Annotated in this window: 12 protein-coding genes; 1 reads left to right on the forward strand and 11 read right to left on the reverse strand. The window is 72.6% G+C overall.

What is annotated here, in order from left to right; all coding sequences use genetic code 11:
- Positions 1–38: 38 nt before the first annotated feature.
- The 11 genes from ACFWVC_RS26075 to ACFWVC_RS26125 all read right to left on the reverse strand — a co-directional run bounded on the left by ACFWVC_RS26075 (position 39) and on the right by ACFWVC_RS26125 (position 16,239).
- The gene (locus ACFWVC_RS26075; protein WP_384290814.1) at positions 39–2,165 is read right to left on the reverse strand and encodes a hypothetical protein; all 2,127 of its coding nucleotides are present in this window, start codon (positions 2,163–2,165) and stop codon (positions 39–41) included.
- A 53-nt stretch (positions 2,166–2,218) separates the two neighbouring features.
- Positions 2,219–3,715: a D-ribitol-5-phosphate cytidylyltransferase gene (locus ACFWVC_RS26080; protein ID WP_384290817.1), complete on the reverse strand. Its 1,497-nt coding sequence runs from the start codon at positions 3,713–3,715 to the stop codon at positions 2,219–2,221.
- 274 nt (positions 3,716–3,989) lie between these two features.
- The gene (locus tag ACFWVC_RS26085) at positions 3,990–5,069 is read right to left on the reverse strand and encodes an acyltransferase family protein (RefSeq protein WP_384290823.1); all 1,080 of its coding nucleotides are present in this window, start codon (positions 5,067–5,069) and stop codon (positions 3,990–3,992) included.
- 176 nt (positions 5,070–5,245) lie between these two features.
- Positions 5,246–6,811, reverse strand: coding sequence for an alkaline phosphatase D family protein (locus ACFWVC_RS26090; RefSeq protein WP_384290826.1), 1,566 nt, complete (start codon positions 6,809–6,811; stop codon positions 5,246–5,248).
- Positions 6,812–7,024: 213 nt separating this feature from the next.
- Complete coding sequence (gene obgE / locus ACFWVC_RS26095) at positions 7,025–8,464, reverse strand: GTPase ObgE (protein ID WP_384290828.1); 1,440 nt, start codon at positions 8,462–8,464, stop codon at positions 7,025–7,027.
- Between the two features lie 123 nt (positions 8,465–8,587).
- A complete protein-coding gene (gene rpmA / locus ACFWVC_RS26100) occupies positions 8,588–8,842 on the reverse strand; it encodes a 50S ribosomal protein L27 (protein ID WP_319664657.1) in 255 nt (84 codons plus the stop codon).
- 14 nt (positions 8,843–8,856) lie between these two features.
- Positions 8,857–9,177, reverse strand: a complete 321-nt coding sequence (rplU, locus tag ACFWVC_RS26105; protein WP_384290831.1) for a 50S ribosomal protein L21 — start codon at positions 9,175–9,177, stop codon at positions 8,857–8,859.
- A gap of 234 nt (positions 9,178–9,411) precedes the next feature.
- Positions 9,412–13,611, reverse strand: a complete 4,200-nt coding sequence (locus ACFWVC_RS26110) for a ribonuclease E/G (RefSeq protein ID WP_384290834.1) — start codon at positions 13,609–13,611, stop codon at positions 9,412–9,414.
- 218 nt (positions 13,612–13,829) lie between these two features.
- Entirely contained in the window at positions 13,830–14,603 is a 774-nt protein-coding gene (locus ACFWVC_RS26115; protein ID WP_384290836.1) for a TIGR03936 family radical SAM-associated protein, read from the reverse strand.
- A 238-nt stretch (positions 14,604–14,841) separates the two neighbouring features.
- A complete protein-coding gene (locus ACFWVC_RS26120) occupies positions 14,842–15,357 on the reverse strand; it encodes a GNAT family N-acetyltransferase (protein ID WP_384290839.1) in 516 nt (171 codons plus the stop codon).
- Between the two features lie 33 nt (positions 15,358–15,390).
- A complete protein-coding gene (locus ACFWVC_RS26125) occupies positions 15,391–16,239 on the reverse strand; it encodes a helix-turn-helix transcriptional regulator (protein ID WP_384290842.1) in 849 nt (282 codons plus the stop codon).
- Between the two features lie 86 nt (positions 16,240–16,325).
- On the opposite strand from ACFWVC_RS26125, the gene ACFWVC_RS26130 reads away from it, so the two are divergent.
- Positions 16,326–17,129 (forward strand): SDR family NAD(P)-dependent oxidoreductase, encoded by an 804-nt coding sequence (locus ACFWVC_RS26130; RefSeq protein WP_384290845.1) that lies wholly within the window; start codon positions 16,326–16,328, stop codon positions 17,127–17,129.
- Positions 17,130–17,240: the final 111 nt, after the last annotated feature.

Below are 17,240 nucleotides of genomic sequence, written 5' to 3' on the forward strand. Positions count from 1 at the left end.
TCGCGGCCGCCGTTCGTCTTGTGCGGCCCGTGGGGGGGTCAGTCGGGGTCGGTGCCCAGGGAGACGTCCACGCCGAACTCGTCCTCGGCGCGCTGCGCGGGGATCATGGCCGCGAACTCGTCCTCCGCGCCCTCGACGCTCCCGTCCTGCGGCAGCCGCGCCAACCGGGCGTCGGCCTTGGCGGCGAGGGAGCGCACGGCGTCGTCGAACCGCACCATGGAGGTCGGCTCGTCGGGGCCGAGCAGGTACTCCTTGAGCTCCTTGCGGGCCACCAGGAGCGGGTCGTGCTCGGCGCCGCGGAGCGCCGCGAGCAGCCTGTCCGTCTGCGAGGCCGCGTTGTCGAGGATCAGCGCCGCGCGTACCGCGGTGTTCTGCCGCTTGAACTCGGCCTCGCCCAGTTCCCCGGAGTCGGTGACCGCGTACGGCTTGCCGCTGGCGATGAAGTCGGAGACCACGCTGGAGATGTCCGAGACCATCGCGTCGGAGACGTTGAAGCAGTCGTACAGGTGCGGCATGGGGCCGGTGACGACCCGGTGCTCCCAGGTGTCGAAGGAGCGCCAGTAGGCCGCGTTCCACTCCTCGCGCAGCCGGGCGGTCTCGGCCTCGCGGGCGGGGTCGGCCGGCGTGTCGCGGGAGGCCTCGGCGTCGTCGGCGCCGGGGCGGCCGGTGTCCGCGAGTGCGGCGAGCCGGGCCTCGATGCGGGTGAGCTCGGCCTGCGCCTCGGCGCGCGCCGCGGCGGTGCCCTCGCGCAGCGCGGACCACTCGGGGAGTGCGGCGCGCCGGGCGGCGGCCGCCTCCAGGAGGGCGACGACCCGCTCGTGGGCCTGCTTGGCCCTGGGGTTGCGCGAGCCGGTGAAGGGGTGCGGCTTGTAGAGCACGCGCACCGGGTCCGGGGCCTCGACCAGACGGCGCACGATGTTCTCGCCGGCCAGGATCAGCGAGGTGTTGCCCGGGTCGTCCGTCCAGCCCTCCCACGTCGGGGCGTACAGCACGGTGGGGATGCGGCCGGCGGGGACACCGCTCCAGGTCCCGATCCGGGACAGCTGGGGACGGCCGACCTCGACGATGTCGTCGTCGCGCACACCGACGTCGGCGAGCGCGTAGCGGTCGCGCCCGGCCTTGCCCGCCGTCCAGACCTCGTCGTAGACCTTGCTGTACGGGTTGACGCTGGCGAGCTTGTCGCTGTCGCCGTGCCCGATGAAGACGTGCTTGATGTGCGGCACGCGCAGCATGTGGATGTTCTTGCCGACGTTGGCCGGGTACAGCGCCACCCGGACCGTCGACAGGTCCATGTTCATCAGGTGCACGGCGCCCGGGACGCAGAGCACGGGCACCGAGGTGTCGGCGAGCTGCGGCAGGATGAAGCGCTCGCGCAGGATCACCAGCGGACGGCCGTCCAGCCGTGCCATGGTGTCGAGCCACATGTTGACCTGGTACGCGGAGTCCTTGGAGCCCGAGAAGTACAGGACCGTGGTCGGCTTGTAGCGGTCCAGCCGGCCGTCCATGAAGGCCAGCGCGGTGTCCGTGCCGGCGGGCAGCCGGCGTCCGCGCAGGTAGGGCACGAGGGCCGCGGTGTACAGGACGCCGAGGCCGAGGGTGATGCCGCCGCCGACGAAGCCGAACACCGGGCGGTCGGTGCCGGCCGAGACCAGCAGACCGGCCACCGCGGCCACGTCGAGGTGCAGCATCTTCTCCGCGGCCCGGCGGGTCAGCAGCGGTGAGGGGGCGTCCGGGATGCGCAGCCCCGACAGGTCGATGTTGCGCGTGGCGAACGGCAGCCGCCGGCGGTTGCGGATCAGGGTGAGCAGCGCGCTGTGCGGGGCCTGCAGTGCGTAGAACAGCAGGAAGCACACGATCGCCGCGTAGTAGATCGAGTCGTTGGCCAGATCCGTCCGCGCGAGGAACAGGATCACCATCAGCTCGCGCGCCAGGAAGCGGATGGACAGTCCCGCGCGGGCCCTGCTGAGCTGCTTCAGGAGGTAGACCCCGCGCATGGTCAGGAACCAGTCGGCGACGTAGCCGACGGTCACCGCTGCCGCGAAGAACCAGAGGTTCGGAAGCAGCGCCGCAACCATGACGCAGGGGTAGCTCAGCATCATGAGCAGCGCGGCGCCCAGCTCCGGGCGGGTGTCCACCCGGGCCAGCCGGACGGCTTTCGTTATCACGAGGTGCCTACTCCTGGATGGTGGTGAGGATCCGGTCTCTTGCGGGATGGGAACTACGCGTCCGCGCCCTGGGCCAGCACCGAGGCGAGGGCCTGCTCGAAGCCCGAGGCACCCGCGGCGGCCCTGGTGGGGTCCTGCTGGCGCACGTCGATGACATGGCCGGTGAGGTCGGACAGGAGCACGTCGAGCGAGGACCGGGCGACCGACTCGGAGGACAGCAGGGTGCCCACCGGCTCCTGGCCGAAGGCCTTGGTCCGCATGGGGGTGGCCGTGCGCTCGGGGTTCACGCAGTTGACGCGGATGCCGTCGGCGGCCCACTCGTCGGCCAGCGCCTGCGTGAGGTTGACCATGGCGGCCTTGGTCGAGGAGTACAGGCTGTACTCGGCGCGGCCGCGGGTGTAGCTGCTGGAGGTGTAGAGCATCAACTGGCCCTGCGTCTCCGCGAGGTACTTGTGCGCGGCGCGGGCGATCTGCACGGGCGCCAGGTAGTTGACGCGCAGGGCTTCCTCGATGGTGGCGTTGTCGGTCTCGGCGAGCCGGCCGATGCGCAGGACGCCCGCGGTGTTGACCACGAAGTCGATGCGGCCGGTCTCGCCGTACGCCTTGGAGAGGGCGTCGTCGACGTGCTCGGGGTTGTCGACGTGCGTGCCGGTCGTGGAGCGGCCGAGCGCGTAGACGTCGGCCCCGAAGCAGCGGGCGAGTTCGGCCACGTCGGCGCCTATGCCGTAGGAGCCGCCGAAGACCACCAGGGTCTTGCCGGTGAGCAGTTCGCGGTAGGCGGCGTCACCGGCCTGCCGGGGCGCGGTCTGGGAGGCGAGCTGGAAGAGCTTGTCGGCGATGAAGACGTCGACGGGCTGGGTGACCTTCATGTTGTACTCGTCGCCCGGCACGACGTACACGGGCACGTCCGGCAGGTACTTGAGCACCACCGAGCAGTCGTCGGTGGCCTGGAAGTTGGGGTCGCCCGCGGCGACCTGGTAGGCGCGCCGGATGGTGGACAGCTTGAACGCCTGCGGGGTCTGGCCGCGGCGCAGCCGGGAGCGGTCCGGGATGTCGGTGATGAACTCGCCGTCCTCGCCGTGCGTCCGGGTCACGATGATGGTGTCCGCGGAGGGGATGGCGACGTCGACGGCCTGGTAGCGGTCGAGCGCGGCGACGCAGTCGGCGATCACCCGCTGCGAGAGCAGGGGGCGCACGGCGTCGTGGAACAGGACGTTGCAGTCCTCGCCCTCGGCGAGCTCCGCGCCGATGGCGGCGATGGCGCGCTCGGTGGTCTCGTTGCGGGTCGCGCCGCCCTCTATGACCTTCGTCACCTTGGTGAGGCCGCTCTTGGCGACGATCTTCTCGATCTCCGGCACGAAGCCCGGCGCCATCAGCACGATGACGTCGTCGATGCCGTCGGCCTCCTGGAAGATCGCGAGAGTGTGCTCGATGACCGCCTTGCCGGCGATCTTCAGCAGCTGCTTGGGGATCTGGAGACCAACGCGCTGACCGGTGCCACCGGCCAGGACCACGGCCGTGGTGCGGGGCTTTGCTATGTGCTCGGACACAGACGACCTACCTTGGAGGGACAGAGGGCGCTGGGGATGCTCCCATCCACCGTTACCGGCTCGCAAGGTGGACACATCCAGCACAGCATGTGTACGCAACCCTAAGTTCATCTTCGGTCCGACAGGAAATCCGCCGGAGCCGTGGTGGCAGAACTGTGACACAACCCACAGGACGCACTCTTTTGAGAAGGGACACGCTCGACTGTTGCCGTGACTTCCCTTCATACTTCCTGTTGTTCACATGTGCGTCTTAACGCAGCGAATCGTGACAAACCTAACGAAGCACCGTGGACGTCGGACCGGGACGCCGCTTGAACGCCCAGTCCATGCGGGGCTCGACGAGGGCGCGGAAGACCAGCCGCACGGGCGGTGTGGCCAGAACCGTCGCCATGGCCACCGCGAGCAGTCCCATCACGACGAAGCCGCGGTGGCTGTGGGCGAAGCCGGTGTCGTAGAAGCCGGCGAAGATCGCGCCCTTGATGAAGAAGCCGTGCAGCAGGAAGACGTACAGCGTGGTCTCGCCCATCGACGTGAACCACGTACGGCGGCCGGGGACGAGGGCGAAGAACAGCACGGTGAGCACCAGGGCGGCGCCGACCGTGCCCAGCGTGATCAGCACGGACTCGCCGAAGGAGACCCCGAGCTGGTCGGCGCTCATGCGGTGGTAGAGCCACTTGGCCTTCACGTGCGGCTCGGCCCAGTACACGGCCCCGGCCGCGACGACGGCCAGCGGCGCCGCCGCGATCCGCACCGCGCGGCGGCGGACGAGGGCGAAGTGCCCGGGCCGCAGGTTCATACCGATGACGAAGAACGGCATCAGCTGCAGGACGCGGCTCAGCGACAGGTCCGGCCCGATCTGCGCGGCCAGTGAGAACACGGCGATCGCCAGGGAGACCGGCACCGGCCACGGGACGAGCTTCCACAGCGGCACCATCAGCCGCCAGATGAACAGGGCGATCAGGAACCAGGTGAGGAACCACGGGTCGAGCAGGCTGATCGGCTGGTCCGCGTCGCCGCCGGCGTAGCGCTTGAAGAGCGAGTACAGCGTCTCGAAGACGACGTAGGGCACGACCACGCCCGTGACGAGCCGCCGCAGCCGGCCGGCGCTCCAGTCGAAGTTCCGGGAGAAGTATCCCGAGATGATGATGAAGGCGGGCATGTGGAAGGCGTACACGAACATGTACGCCGCCTTCAGCGCGCGGCTGTCCTCGATCAGCGGCTCCCACACATGACCGACCACCACGAGCACGATCGCCAGGAATTTGGCGTTGTCGAAGAACGCGTCCCGGGTCCGTCCGCTGCCGGCGATCACCGCCGGAGCCGGCTCCGCGGCCGGCTGCTGTGTGGGGGTCATCCGATGCACGCTACCCCCGCCGCGACCGGCCGGCCCAACACCACGGGACGGAAACGGCAGCGCGGATTCCGCCCGGACCTGCCCCCGCGGTGAGTTGGCACGGCGCACACCGCACACGAGCCCGGGACGGCATCGTGAAACCGCCTGCAGGGCCGTCTCGGCGCCGGTCGCCGGGGTCAGACCCGCGAGACGCCCGGGAGCCCGTCCTCCACGCGCAGGCGCGCCAGGGTGCCCGCGGCGGAGGAGGGCGCGAGCACGGTGGCGACCGTGCGGACCCGGGCCTCGACGGCGTGCGGGCCGACGTCGAAGAGGTGGTAGCCGCGGCGGACGTCCACCAGTTTCCAGTGCGGGTTGTCCGGCATCCGCGGGTCCCACTCCGCGTGGAAGGCGGCGAGGTCCGGGGCGCCGCCGCTGCTGATGGACGTGCCGACGAACTCGGCTCCGACGACCTCGGAGGACGGATCGGCGAAGTCCCGTCGGAGGTCGCTGACCATGGTCATGTGCCGGTCGCCGGCGAGTACCACGGGGTTGCGGACGGTCGCGAACTCGCGCATCAGGGAGTTGCGTTCGGCCTGGTAGCCGTCCCAGGCGTCGTAGTACCAGCGCTTGCCCGGGCCGACGCGCAGGTCGGTCTCGGCCATCATGATCTGCGAGGCGACCAGATTCCAGCGGGCCGGGGAGCGGCGCATGCCGTCCAGCAGCCAGGCCTTCTGGGCGGCACCCAGCATGGTCCTGGCCGGGTCCTGGGCGCCGGCCCGGCCGGTGGCCTGGTCGCTGCGGAACTGCCGGGTGTCGAGCACGTTGAGCCGGGCGAGGCGTCCGAAGTCCAGACGGCGGTGCATGCGGATGTGCGGGCCGTGCGGGACGGCGGTGGCACGGACCGGCATGTGCTCGTAGTACGCCTGGTAGGCGGCCGCCTGGCGGGCCGCGAAGGCCCCTGGCGACTGCTTGCCGGGGTCCTGCGGGACGGCGCCGGCGAAGTCGTTGTCCACCTCGTGGTCGTCGAAGGTGACCACCCAGGGCGCGGCCGCGTGCATCGCCGCCAGGTCCGGGTCGGAGCGGTACTGCGCATGGCGGTTGCGGTACTGCGCGAGGGTGTACGGCTCGCCGGTGCCCTCGTGGCGGCGGACGGCGGTCGCGGCGGGAGCGCCCTCGTAGATGTAGTCGCCGACGAAGAGCACGAAGTCGGGGTCCTGGTCGCGCATGTCGGCGTACGGGGTGAACCAGCCGTTCTGCCAGTTCTGGCAGGACGCCAGCGCGAAGCGCAGCCGTCCGCCGGAACGGGAGCCGGACGCCGCGGGCGCGGTGCGGGTACGGCCCACCGGGGAGAGCTGCCCCTCGGTGCGGAAGCGGTACCAGTGGTCCCGGTGGGGGGCCAGGCCGCGCACGTCGGCGTGGACGCTGTGCCCGTACGCCGCGGTCGCGGCGGCGGTGCCGCTGCGCACCACGCGGCGGAAGGAGGCGTCCTCGGCGACCTGCCACCGCACGGCGACCGTGCGGTCCGGCATGCCGCCGCCGTTCAGCGGGTCCGGCGCGAGCCTGGTCCAGATCACGAACCCGTCGGGCAGCGGGTCCCCGGAGGCCACGCCCAGGGTGTACAGCCCCGTCGGCAGCGGGCTCGCGGCGGCGGCCCCCGCGGCGGCCGGGCGCGCGAGCTGCCCCCCGGCGGCCGCGCCGAGCACCACGGCACCGGCGGCGAGAAACTGGCGGCGACCGGACGGCACGGGCTTCTCTTCGGGCATCACATGTCCCCTCCGCGGGCGGCCTGGGCCTTCTCTGGAAGCTCATCGGCCCGCGGGGACGGCACCTTGAACCACACTTCTCAGGTCCATGACAATATGGCCAATTCGCCCGCATGCCCCCGCATGACGCCCCAACCGCACCAGACGCCGAAAACGCCTGACGGGCGCCCATCGGCGCCCGTCAGGTCCCGCACCGCGTCACACGCGGCGGCGTCAGCCCTCGAAGGGATCGAAGCCCTCGAACTCCCGGTCCGGATCGCTGTGTTCCGCGTCCCGGTCCTTGCGACGCGTCGCGGCGGGCCGCGGTGTGTCGAACCGGTGGTCCTCGCCGCGGCGGCCGAGCATCTCGGCGCCGGCGGCCATCGAGGGCTCCCAGTCGAAGACGACCGCGTTCTCACTGCTGCCGATGACGACCTCGTCGCCCTCGCGGGCACCGGCCTTGACGAGCTGCTCCTCGACCCCGAGGCGGGCGAGCCGGTCGGCAAGGTAGCCGACGGCCTCGTCGTTGGAGAAGTCGGTCTGGTGCACCCAGCGCTCGGGCTTCTCGCCGCGGACACGGTAGAGGCCGTCCTCGGCGACGACGGTGAAGCCGGCGTCGTCCACCGCCTTGGGCCGGATGACGATGCGGGTGGCCTCCTCGACCGGCTTGGCGGCCCGCGCCTCCGCGACGATGCCGGCGAGGGCGTACGACAGCTCCCGCAGACCCTTGTGGGCGACAGCGGAGACCTCGAAGACCCGGTAGCCGCGGGACTCCAGCTCGGGGCGGACCATGCCGGCCAGTTCCTGCCCGTCGGGGACGTCCACCTTGTTGAGCACGACGACCCGCGGCCGGTCGCTCAGACCGCCGTACGCCTTCAGCTCGTCCTCGATGGTGTCGAGGTCGGAGATCGGGTCGCGCTCCGACTCCAGCGTGGCGGTGTCCAGGACGTGGACGAGGACGCTGCAGCGCTCGACGTGCCGCAGGAACTCCAGCCCCAGGCCGCGGCCCTGGCTCGCACCGGGGATCAGCCCCGGGACGTCCGCGATGGTGTAGACGGTGGACCCGGCGGTGACCACGCCCAGGTTGGGCACGAGCGTGGTGAACGGGTAGTCGGCGATCTTCGGCTTGGCGGCCGACAGAACGGAGATGAGCGAGGACTTGCCCGCGCTCGGGTAGCCGACCAGCGCCACATCGGCGACGGTCTTGAGCTCCAGGACGACGTCCTGGGCCTGGCCGGGCTCGCCCAGCAGCGCGAAGCCGGGCGCCTTGCGGCGGGCCGAGGCCAGCGACGCGTTGCCAAGGCCGCCGCGGCCGCCCTGGCCGGCGACGAAGGTGGTGCCGTGGCCGACGAGGTCGGCGAGCACATTGCCCTGCTTGTCCATGACGACGGTGCCGTTCGGCACCGGCAGGACCAGGTCCGTGCCGTCCTTGCCGGAGCGGTTGCCGCCCTCGCCGGGCTTGCCGTTGGTCGCCTTGCGGTGGGGGCTGTGGTGGTAGTCGATGAGCGTGGTGACCGACTGGTCGACGACCAGGGTGACATCGCCGCCCCGTCCGCCGTTGCCGCCGTCGGGGCCGCCCAGCGGCTTGAATTTCTCCCGGTGCACGGAGGCGCAGCCATGGCCCCCGTTACCCGCGGCGACGTGCAGCTCGACGCGGTCCACGAAGGTTGTCATGCCGTCTTCCTCCTCATACGTGCTTTATCTGCTGATGCCGGTGGTGCAACGCGCCGAGGGCGGACCTGCTTCCCGACCGGGAAGCAGCGTCCGCCCTCGGTGACGTCGTACGTCTGCGATCGCTCAGGCGACCGGAACGACGTTGACGACCTTGCGACCACGGCTGGTGCCGAACTCGACCGCACCGGCGGCGAGGGCGAACAGCGTGTCGTCCTTGCCACGGCCGACGCCCGCGCCGGGGTGGAAGTGGGTGCCGCGCTGGCGGATGATGATCTCACCGGCGTTCACGACCTGGCCGCCGAAGCGCTTGACGCCGAGCCGCTGGGCATTGGAGTCGCGACCGTTCCGAGTGGACGATGCGCCCTTCTTGTGTGCCATCTCTCTTCAGTCCCTTACTTCGCAGCGGCGGGGATGCCGGTGATCTTCAGCGCCGTGTACTGCTGGCGGTGACCCTGACGACGGCGGTAGCCGGTCTTGTTCTTGTACCGCAGGATGTCGATCTTCTGGCCCTTGTGGTGGTCCACGATCTGGGCCTCGACCTTGATCCCGGCCAGCACCCACGGGTCGCTGGTGACGGTGTCGCCATCGACGACGAGCAGCGTCGAGAGCTCGACCGCGTCGCCCACCTTGCCCGTGGAAATCTTGTCAACCTCAACGATGTCGCCGACGGCCACCTTGTGCTGGCGGCCACCGCTGCGCACGATTGCGTACACGCGGAACTCACTCTCTCGCTCGGATCGTCACTCCTGACGCCAGCCGTCCCTGCGGAGCGTGGGGGGGCCTCTCCCGGCCGGAGCCGGGAGGGAGGTGCTCAGGAATGGGCGCTAAAACGCCGAAGGTCAAGGTTACGGGGCGCCCCCGATGGGGTCAAACCGGGATGCGCATGGCGGGGGACGCGCCGCGGGCCGCCCCCCGACGGAGGACGGCCCGCGTGCGGTGACCCTGGGTCAGGACGCCTCGGTGGGCGCCTCGGCCGTGGCCTTGGCGGCGGACTTCTTCGCCGCCGTCTTCTTGGCGACGGTCTTCTTCGCGACCGTCTTCTTGGCGGCGGCCTTCTTGGCCGGGGCCTTCTTGGCCGCGGTCTTGCGCGTGGCCCGCTTCTTGGGCTCCGCCTCGGCCTCGGCGTCCTCCACCGGCTCCCCGGCCGTCTCCGCAGGCTGCGAGTCGGCGGCCGGGATGACCACGACGGCGGCCTCGGCGTCGGCACTGGGCGGCCCCGAGGGGGCCGACACCTTGCGGGTGGCACGACGACGCGGCGCCGGCGGCGCGACCTCGGCGGTCTCCGCGACGGGCTCCGGCACGGCGGCAGGCGCCGGCTCGGCGACCGGCTCCGCCGCGGCCGGGACCACCACGGTCTCGGCCTCGCCGGCCGGGGCGCTGGGCGCGCTGACCTTGCGGGTGGCCCGGCGCCGGGTACGGACCGGGGGCGCCGGCTCCGTGACGGCCTCCTGGGCCTCCTGGACCCCTTCAGCCGCCTGCGCCGCCACGACGGCCGGGGCCGTCTCGGCGACCGCGGCGGCCTCCGCCGCCTGCGGCTCGGTGACCGGGACCACGGCCGGGACGACCGTGACGACCTCCGCCGTGGCGTCGGGCGAGCTCACCGGGGCGGTGACCCGCCGCGACGCGCGCCGCCGGGAACGCCGGCCGGCCGCCGCCTCGGCCTCCGCCGGGCTGCTGAACCACTCCTCGTCCGCACCGACCGCGGGCACCAGCTCGGCCTCGGCGACCACGGCCGGCTCCAGCTCGGGGAACTCCTCGGTCTCGTCGGCCTCGGTGACGCCGCCCGCCTCCGCGGCCGCCGGCTCCTCGCCGCCGCCGCGACGGCGCTTGCGCTTGCCGCCACCGCCGACCGCCGTGGCCTGGTCCATGTGCACGATGACGCCGCGGCCGTTGCAGTGCACGCAGGTCTCGGAGAAGGACTCCAGCAGGCCCTGGCCGACCCGCTTGCGGGTCATCTGCACCAGGCCCAGCGAGGTGACCTCCGCCACCTGGTGCTTGGTCCGGTCCCGGCCCAGGCACTCCAACAGACGGCGCATCACGAGGTCGCGGTTGGACTCCAGCACCATGTCGATGAAGTCGATCACGATGATGCCGCCCAGGTCGCGCAGCCGCAGCTGACGCACGATCTCCTCGGCCGCCTCCAGGTTGTTCCTGGTGACCGTCTCCTCCAGGTTGCCGCCCTGGCCGGTGAACTTGCCGGTGTTGACGTCGATGACGACCATCGCCTCGGTCCGGTCGATCACCAGCGAACCACCGCTCGGCAGCCAGACCTTGCGGTCCAGCGCCTTCAGCAGCTGCTCGTCGATCCGGTACGTGGCGAAGACGTCGACCTCGGAGCTCCAGCGGCTCAGCCGGTCCCCGAGGTCCGGCGCGACGTTCGTGACGTAGTCGTGGATGGTCTCCCACGCGGTGTCGCCACTGACGATGACCTTGGTGAAGTCCTCGTTGAAGATGTCGCGGACGACCCGGACGGTCATGTCCGGCTCGCCGTACAGCAGCGACGGCGCGTTGCCGGTCTTGGCCCTCTTCTGGATGTCCTCCCACTGCGACTGCAGCCGCTCGACGTCGCGGCGCAGCTCGTCCTCGCTCGCGCCCTCGGCGGCGGTGCGCACGATGACGCCCGCGTCCTCGGGGACGATCTTCTTGAGGATCTGCTTCAGCCGGGCGCGCTCGGTGTCGGGCAGCTTGCGGCTGATGCCGGTCATCGAGCCCTCGGGCACATAGACCAGGTAGCGGCCGGGCAGCGAGACCTGACTCGTCAGACGCGCGCCCTTGTGGCCGATCGGGTCCTTGGTGACCTGCACCAGGACCGGCTGGCCCGACTTCAGGGCCGCCTCGATGCGGCGCGGGCCGTTCGCCATGCCCAGCGCCTCGAAGTTGACCTCACCGGCGTAGAGCACCGCGTTGCGGCCCTTGCCGATGTCGACGAACGCGGCCTCCATGGACGGCAGCACGTTCTGGACCTTGCCCAGGTAGACGTTGCCGACGTACGAGGTGGCCTGCTCCTTGTTGACGTAGTGCTCGACGAGGACGCCGTCCTCCAGCACGCCGATCTGCGTCCGGTCGCCGTTCTCGCGCACGACCATGACCCGCTCGACCGCCTCGCGGCGGGCCAGGAACTCGGCCTCGGTGATGATCGGCACCCGGCGCCGGCCCTGCTCGCGGCCCTCGCGGCGGCGCTGCTTCTTGGCCTCCAGACGCGTGGAGCCCTTGATGGACTGCACCTCGTCGACCGGCTCGGCCGCCTTGCGGGGCTCACGGATCTTGACGACCGTGCGCTCGGGGGCGTCCTCGCCCAGGGTCTCCTCGGCCGGGCCGTCACCGCCACGACGGCGCCGGCGGCGACGACGGCGGCTGCTCGTGCTGTCGCCGGCGTGGTCGTCCTCGTCCTCGGCGTGGTCCTCGTCGTCCTCGCCGTCGTCCTCACCGGCGGCGGTGTCCTCGCCGTCGGCGGCCTCGCCACGACGACGGCGGCGGCCACCGCGACGACGGCGGCGCGACGGACGGTCGCCCTCGTGGTCGTCGTCGGCGTCGTGCTCGTCGGACTCGGTGTCGGCGTCGTGCTCGTCGGTCTCGTGCTCGTCGGCGTCGTGCTCCTCGGCGATGGCGCCATGCGCGTCACCGGGCTCGGTCACGGCCGCCTCCACGGCACCGGCGGGCTCACCCCGGCGGCGACGGCGACGGCGACGGCCACCGCTCTCGGCGGCGGAGTACTCGTCGGTCTCGTCGGCTTGGGCGTGCTCGTCCTCGTGCTCGACGGGCTGCTCGGCCTGCGGCCGCTCCACCGGCGTCACACCGGGAGCCTGGAAAACCGGCGCCTGGAAGACCGCCACCGGCGGGCGGGCCGCGCGACGGCGGCCGCGCGAGGGCGCGGGCTCCTCCTCGATCGCGGGCTCCACGGCCTCGGGCTCCACGGCCGCGGACCGCTCGCCGCCGCGCACCTCGCCCTGAACCTCGACGACCACGCTGCCGACGGGTACGCCGAAGGCCTCCGCCACGGCCTCGACGGCCTTGGCGCGCGCCTCCTCGACGGTGTCGCCGTAGCCGCGGATCTCGTAGGCGTCCTCGACCTCGACGGCCCAGCCGGATCCGTCCTGGATGGCCTTGGCGGTGTAGGTGCGTCGCTGCGGGACGGCGGCAGCGGTCTCGGCCTCGGCCTCGATGGAGGCCTGCGCCTCTGCGGCGGCAGCCTCCTCCTCACGCGGCGCGAGAGCGCCCGGCTTGAGGCGGCGCGAGCCGTCGTCGGCCGCGAGGAACGAAGCGGCCGGTGCGGCGCGCTTGCGGCTGCGGCGCGCCTTCGACTGCTCCGCCTCCTGGGTCCTCTCGGCCTTCCCGGCGCGGCCGTGCCGGCCGCCGGTCTGCTCCTGCAGAGCCTTCGCGGGCGCGTCGGCGGCGGCCGGGGCCTGCACCTCCGCCGGGGCCTGCTCGGCGGCCGGCTCGGGCCTGGCCACCTTCCGGGTGGCACGACGGCGCGCACGGGCCGGGGCAGCGGACTGCTCCTGCTCCGCCACCGGCGCCTCGGACGCGGCCGCGGGCTCCGCGTGCAGCGGCAGATCCGCCTGAAGTTCCCTGGCCTGCGTGTCGGCGGCCTCCGCCGGCGCACCGGCCGCGGCCGGCTCGGGGCTGGCCACCTTCCGGGTGGCACGGCGACGCGTACGGGCCGGGGCAGCGGACTGCTCCTGCTCCGCCTGCTCCGCCACCGGCGCCTCGGGCGCGGGAGTGGTCTGCGGGGACGCGGTGTCCTGTGCGGCCTCGGGGGTCTGCGCCGGGGCGGCGGTCTTGCGCGTCGCACGACGGCGGGCCGGAGCCGGTGCGGCCTCAGCCTCGGCTTCCGGCGCCGCTTCCTGCGGTTGGGTCTCCGGCGCCACGGCCTTGCGGGTGGCCCGGCGGCGGGTGCGCGCGGGTGCGGCCTCCGCCTCCAGCGGCTCTGCCGGCGCTTCGGCCGGTATGGCCGGAGTCCCCGCGGCCGCGTCGGCCGCCTCGGGGGCGTTCACGGCGGCAGCGGGCGGACCCGCCGGCCGTGAGGCCGCGCGGCGCCGGCGGCGCGGAGCGGCCGTCGCCTCGGTCTCGGTGCCGCCGGTGCCACCGGCGGCGGTTTCGGGGGCGCCGTTCTCGGGCGCCTCGTTCGGCTCGTTGTTCTCGAGCATGCGGGCATTTCTCCCGTCACGCTCCCGGGCGCCGCACCCTGATCCGGTCCACGGCGGCCCGCGTCTTCGCGGTGCCGCCGCCCGGGGGCGCGGGCGCCACACGGGAGCTGTCGTATCGCTCGTCGGCACCGCCCTGACGGGCCGACGAAAGTCTCGTCTGATGCGTGCTGCCGGTTCCGGGTCACCCCGGACTCCTCGGCGGCACAACGACGGCAGTCCTACGCTGAGCCTTCCGGCACCGTCGCGGCATCGCGATCAGGCGCGAGCGGATCGGTCACCGTGCCGGTCTCCTCGTCGAGCGGCCCCTGCGCCAGCCTGGTCACCGCTACGGGGACCGGCGGCGCGAGGTCGGCCATCGCACGGAGGCCGGACAGGACGTCGTCGGGTCGCACGGCAGGTGTCAAATGCCGAACAACCAGCCGCAGTATCGCACAAGGTGCTGGCCCAGGCCTATCGGCACCCTGTTCGAAAGTGCCGCCATGGCCCTCGGCGACCTGCGGATCCACCACTTCGAGCCGGGTCACGGCGCCGCGCGCGTCGAAAGTGCGCACGCCGTTCTTCGTCATCCGCTGGACCTCGACGGTCCCGGCGGCGAGGAACGCGGCCACCGCCCGTTCGGCGTCGGCCTGCTCCACACCGTCCAGCCGCAACTGCCACACGGACGCCTCCAGCCGTTCGGCGAGGCCCGAGGTTCGGACCTCCACGGCATCGACGACGTCGAGGCCGTCCGGAAGCGACTCGTCCAGCAGCAGGCGCAGTTTCTCCGGCTCACGGGCCTCGGCGAGCGCGATCTCCAGGTACTCGGCCTCGCTGCCGACGCCGGTGGGTGCGGCGTTGGCGTACGACACCTTGGGATGCGGGGTGAAACCGGCCGAGTACGCCATGGGCACCTCGGCACGGCGCAGCGCCCGCTCGAATGCGCGCTGGAAGTCGCGGTGGCTGGTGAACCGGAGGCGGCCGCGCTTGGTGTAGCGCAGTCGGATGCGCTGCACCGCGGGTGCGGGCGGCGGGCCTTCGGGCTGTCGCTTGCCCAGTGTCGTTCAGTCCCTCGTGCGTCTGGTCGCCCCGAGTGGGGCTGCTTGTCATCTTCCAGGTTACTGGGGGTTCCGGACTTCCGAATCCGCGCCTTGCCCCGCGGGCCCCACAGGCGGCCTTGTGCCCCGGGCGTTCCCAGGGGTCCGCCCCGCACCCTGCGTCCGTCGTGCACCATGCGCCCGCCGGCCGCCGGCATCACACCCGGAAGCGCATCTTGCCCCCGGTGGCGCCGTCGAGGACCCCGCCGTTGGCCTCGATGACCTTCCGCGAGGCCACGTTGCCGGCGTCGCACGTGACCAGGGCCGGATCGAGGCCGAGTTGGCGGGCCAGCGGCAGGGCGGCGCGGAGCATGGCGGTGGCGTGCCCCCTGCGCCGGGCGGACGGCCGGACGTCGTAGCCGACGTGGCCGAGCAGTTCCCCCCAGGGCGGGCTCAGTTGCGGGCGGACGGAGAGCCGGCCGAGGAAGACGCCGCCGTCCACGTACCAGTACGTCACGCACAGGTCGACCGGATCGCGTGTCGGGCCCCGCACGCTCGCCACGTGCTCGGCGAAGACCGCCGGGTCCCGCCACCGGCCGCCGTACTCGCGCAGCGCGTTCCCGATCGCCGAGATCTCGCCCGGGGCGCCGCGCCCCTCGGCCCGGAACTCCTCCATCGCGGCGACATAGGACGCGTGGACGGCGGTGGTGGGACGCACGAGTGAGGGCGGCACAGCCCCAGTCTGCGTCACCTCCGGGCCGACAGGTCAGCCGGGCACGTCCATTCGTTGGGTACCGACGACCGACAGCAGGCGCAGCGCCTCCTCGGCCGGCGATCCGGGGTCGGCAGTGTAGATGACGACGTGCTGGTCCCGGTCGGAGAGGTCCAGCACGTCGCAGTTGACGGTGACCGTGCCGACCAGCGGGTGACGCAGCGTCTTGCGCAGGTTCAGCTCACCGGTCACGTCGTGGGACTCCCACAGCCGGGTGAACTCCTCGCTCCCGGCGAGGAGTTCGGCCACCAGATCGGACACCTCGGGATCGTCGGGGTAGCGGGCGGTGGCAGCCCGTAGCCGGCGGGTGGAGAAGCGGGCGAAGGCCTCGACGTCCGACAGCCCGTACAGCCGGCGGTCCCCCGTCCCGAGGAACAGACGGCGCACCAGGTTGCGGTCGCGCCGCGGCAGGGCGGAGAAGTCCTCCAGCAGCGCGGCCGCGAGGTCGTTCCAGGCGATCACCTCGTACATCGCGGACATCACGATCGCGGCGGCGTGCGGGAGCCGGTCCAGCAGGTCGAGGATGCTCTGCCGCACCTCCCGCGGGGGTCCGGCGGGCGGCGCCGCGGGGGCGCCGAGGGCGAGGTGGTGGAGGTGGTCGCGCTCGGCGTCGGACAGGCGCAGGGCGCGGGTCAGCCCGGCCAGCACCTCGCGCGACGGGCGCGGGGCCCGGGCCTGTTCCAGCCGGGTGTAGTACTCCGTCGAGATGAAGGCCAGTTGCGCCGCCTCCTCGCGGCGCAGCCCCGGCGTGCGGCGGCGCGTGCCGGCGGGCAGGCCCACGTCGGCGGGGTTGATCCGCTCGCGGCGGCTGCGCAGGAAGTCCCCCAGTTCTCGTCTGTCCACCCCTCCAGTGTGCGCGGGTGCGCCGAGCCCAGCCAGGTACCGCCCGTGCCTGGATGGGCCGCGCGGCCGGCCGCAGGCTCGCCGGTATGAACGAGACGACAACGACCCTCACCTCCACCCCCGCGACCGGGCAGGGCCTGCTGGCCGGCAAGGTCGCCTTCATCACCGGCGCCGGACGCGGCATCGGCGCCGCCGCGGCCCGGCTGTTCGCCCGCGAGGGCGCCACGGTGGTGCTCGCGGCCCGCACCGAGACCCAGCTCAAGGCGGTGGCCGAGGAGATCCGCGCGACGGGCGGCACCGCCGACCACGTCGTCTGCAACCTGGCCGACGCCGCCAGCGTGCGCGCCGCCGTCGACCGTGTGGTGGAACTCCACGGCCGCCTCGACGCCGCCTTCAACAACGCCGCCACCATCGTGCCGCCCGGCCCGATGGACCGGGTCGCCGAGGAGGAATTCGACCGCGTCTACGCGGTGAACCTGCGCGGCACCTGGCTGGCCATGGCGGCCGAGGTCGCCGCGATCCGGGCCACCGCGGGCACCGGCGCCATCGTCAACAACTCCAGCGTTGGCAGCTGGGGCGCCAATCCGGAGCTGCCCGTCTACGGCGCGCTGAAGCGCGCGGTCAACAGCCTCACCGAGTCCGCCGCCGTCACCTACGGACCCGAGGGCATCCGCGTCAACGCCGTGGCCCCAGGCACCACGCTGACCGAGATGATCCGCGAGTGGGAGCACGAGTCCCCCGGCGTCGTCGAGCGGCTGGGCGCCATGACCCCGCTCCGCCGCGCCGCCGAGCCCGCCGAGATCGCCGAGGCCGCCGCCTGGCTGCTCAGCGACCGCGCCTCCTTCGTCACCGGCGCCGTTCTGCGCGTCGACGGCGGCATCCGCGTGTGACCCCGGTCATACGACAGGGGCCGGCCCCGGCGGTCTGCCGGGGCCGGACGATACGTCCGCAGTGGCGGCTTGGGCGCTCCCGATCCGGAATGTGTGTACCGCGGCCTTGTC

Origin of the sequence: Streptomyces sp. NPDC058691, assembly GCF_042714775.1 — a bacterium.
Classification (GTDB): Bacteria; Actinomycetota; Actinomycetes; order Streptomycetales; family Streptomycetaceae; genus Actinacidiphila.

What these genes read in the sequence shown, in the direction of transcription:
- ACFWVC_RS26085 (WP_384290823.1), bottom strand. Translation starts at nt 5,069, where the DNA reads ATGACCCCCACACAGCAGCCGGCCGCGGAGCCGGCTCCGGCGGTGATC.
- ACFWVC_RS26090 (WP_384290826.1), bottom strand. Translation starts at nt 6,811, where the DNA reads ATGCCCGAAGAGAAGCCCGTGCCGTCCGGTCGCCGCCAGTTTCTCGCC.
- obgE (WP_384290828.1), bottom strand. Translation starts at nt 8,464, where the DNA reads ATGACAACCTTCGTGGACCGCGTCGAGCTGCACGTCGCCGCGGGTAAC.
- rpmA (WP_319664657.1), bottom strand. Translation starts at nt 8,842, where the DNA reads ATGGCACACAAGAAGGGCGCATCGTCCACTCGGAACGGTCGCGACTCC.
- ACFWVC_RS26110 (WP_384290834.1), bottom strand. Translation starts at nt 13,611, where the DNA reads ATGCTCGAGAACAACGAGCCGAACGAGGCGCCCGAGAACGGCGCCCCC.
- ACFWVC_RS26130 (WP_384290845.1), top strand. Translation starts at nt 16,326, where the DNA reads ATGAACGAGACGACAACGACCCTCACCTCCACCCCCGCGACCGGGCAG.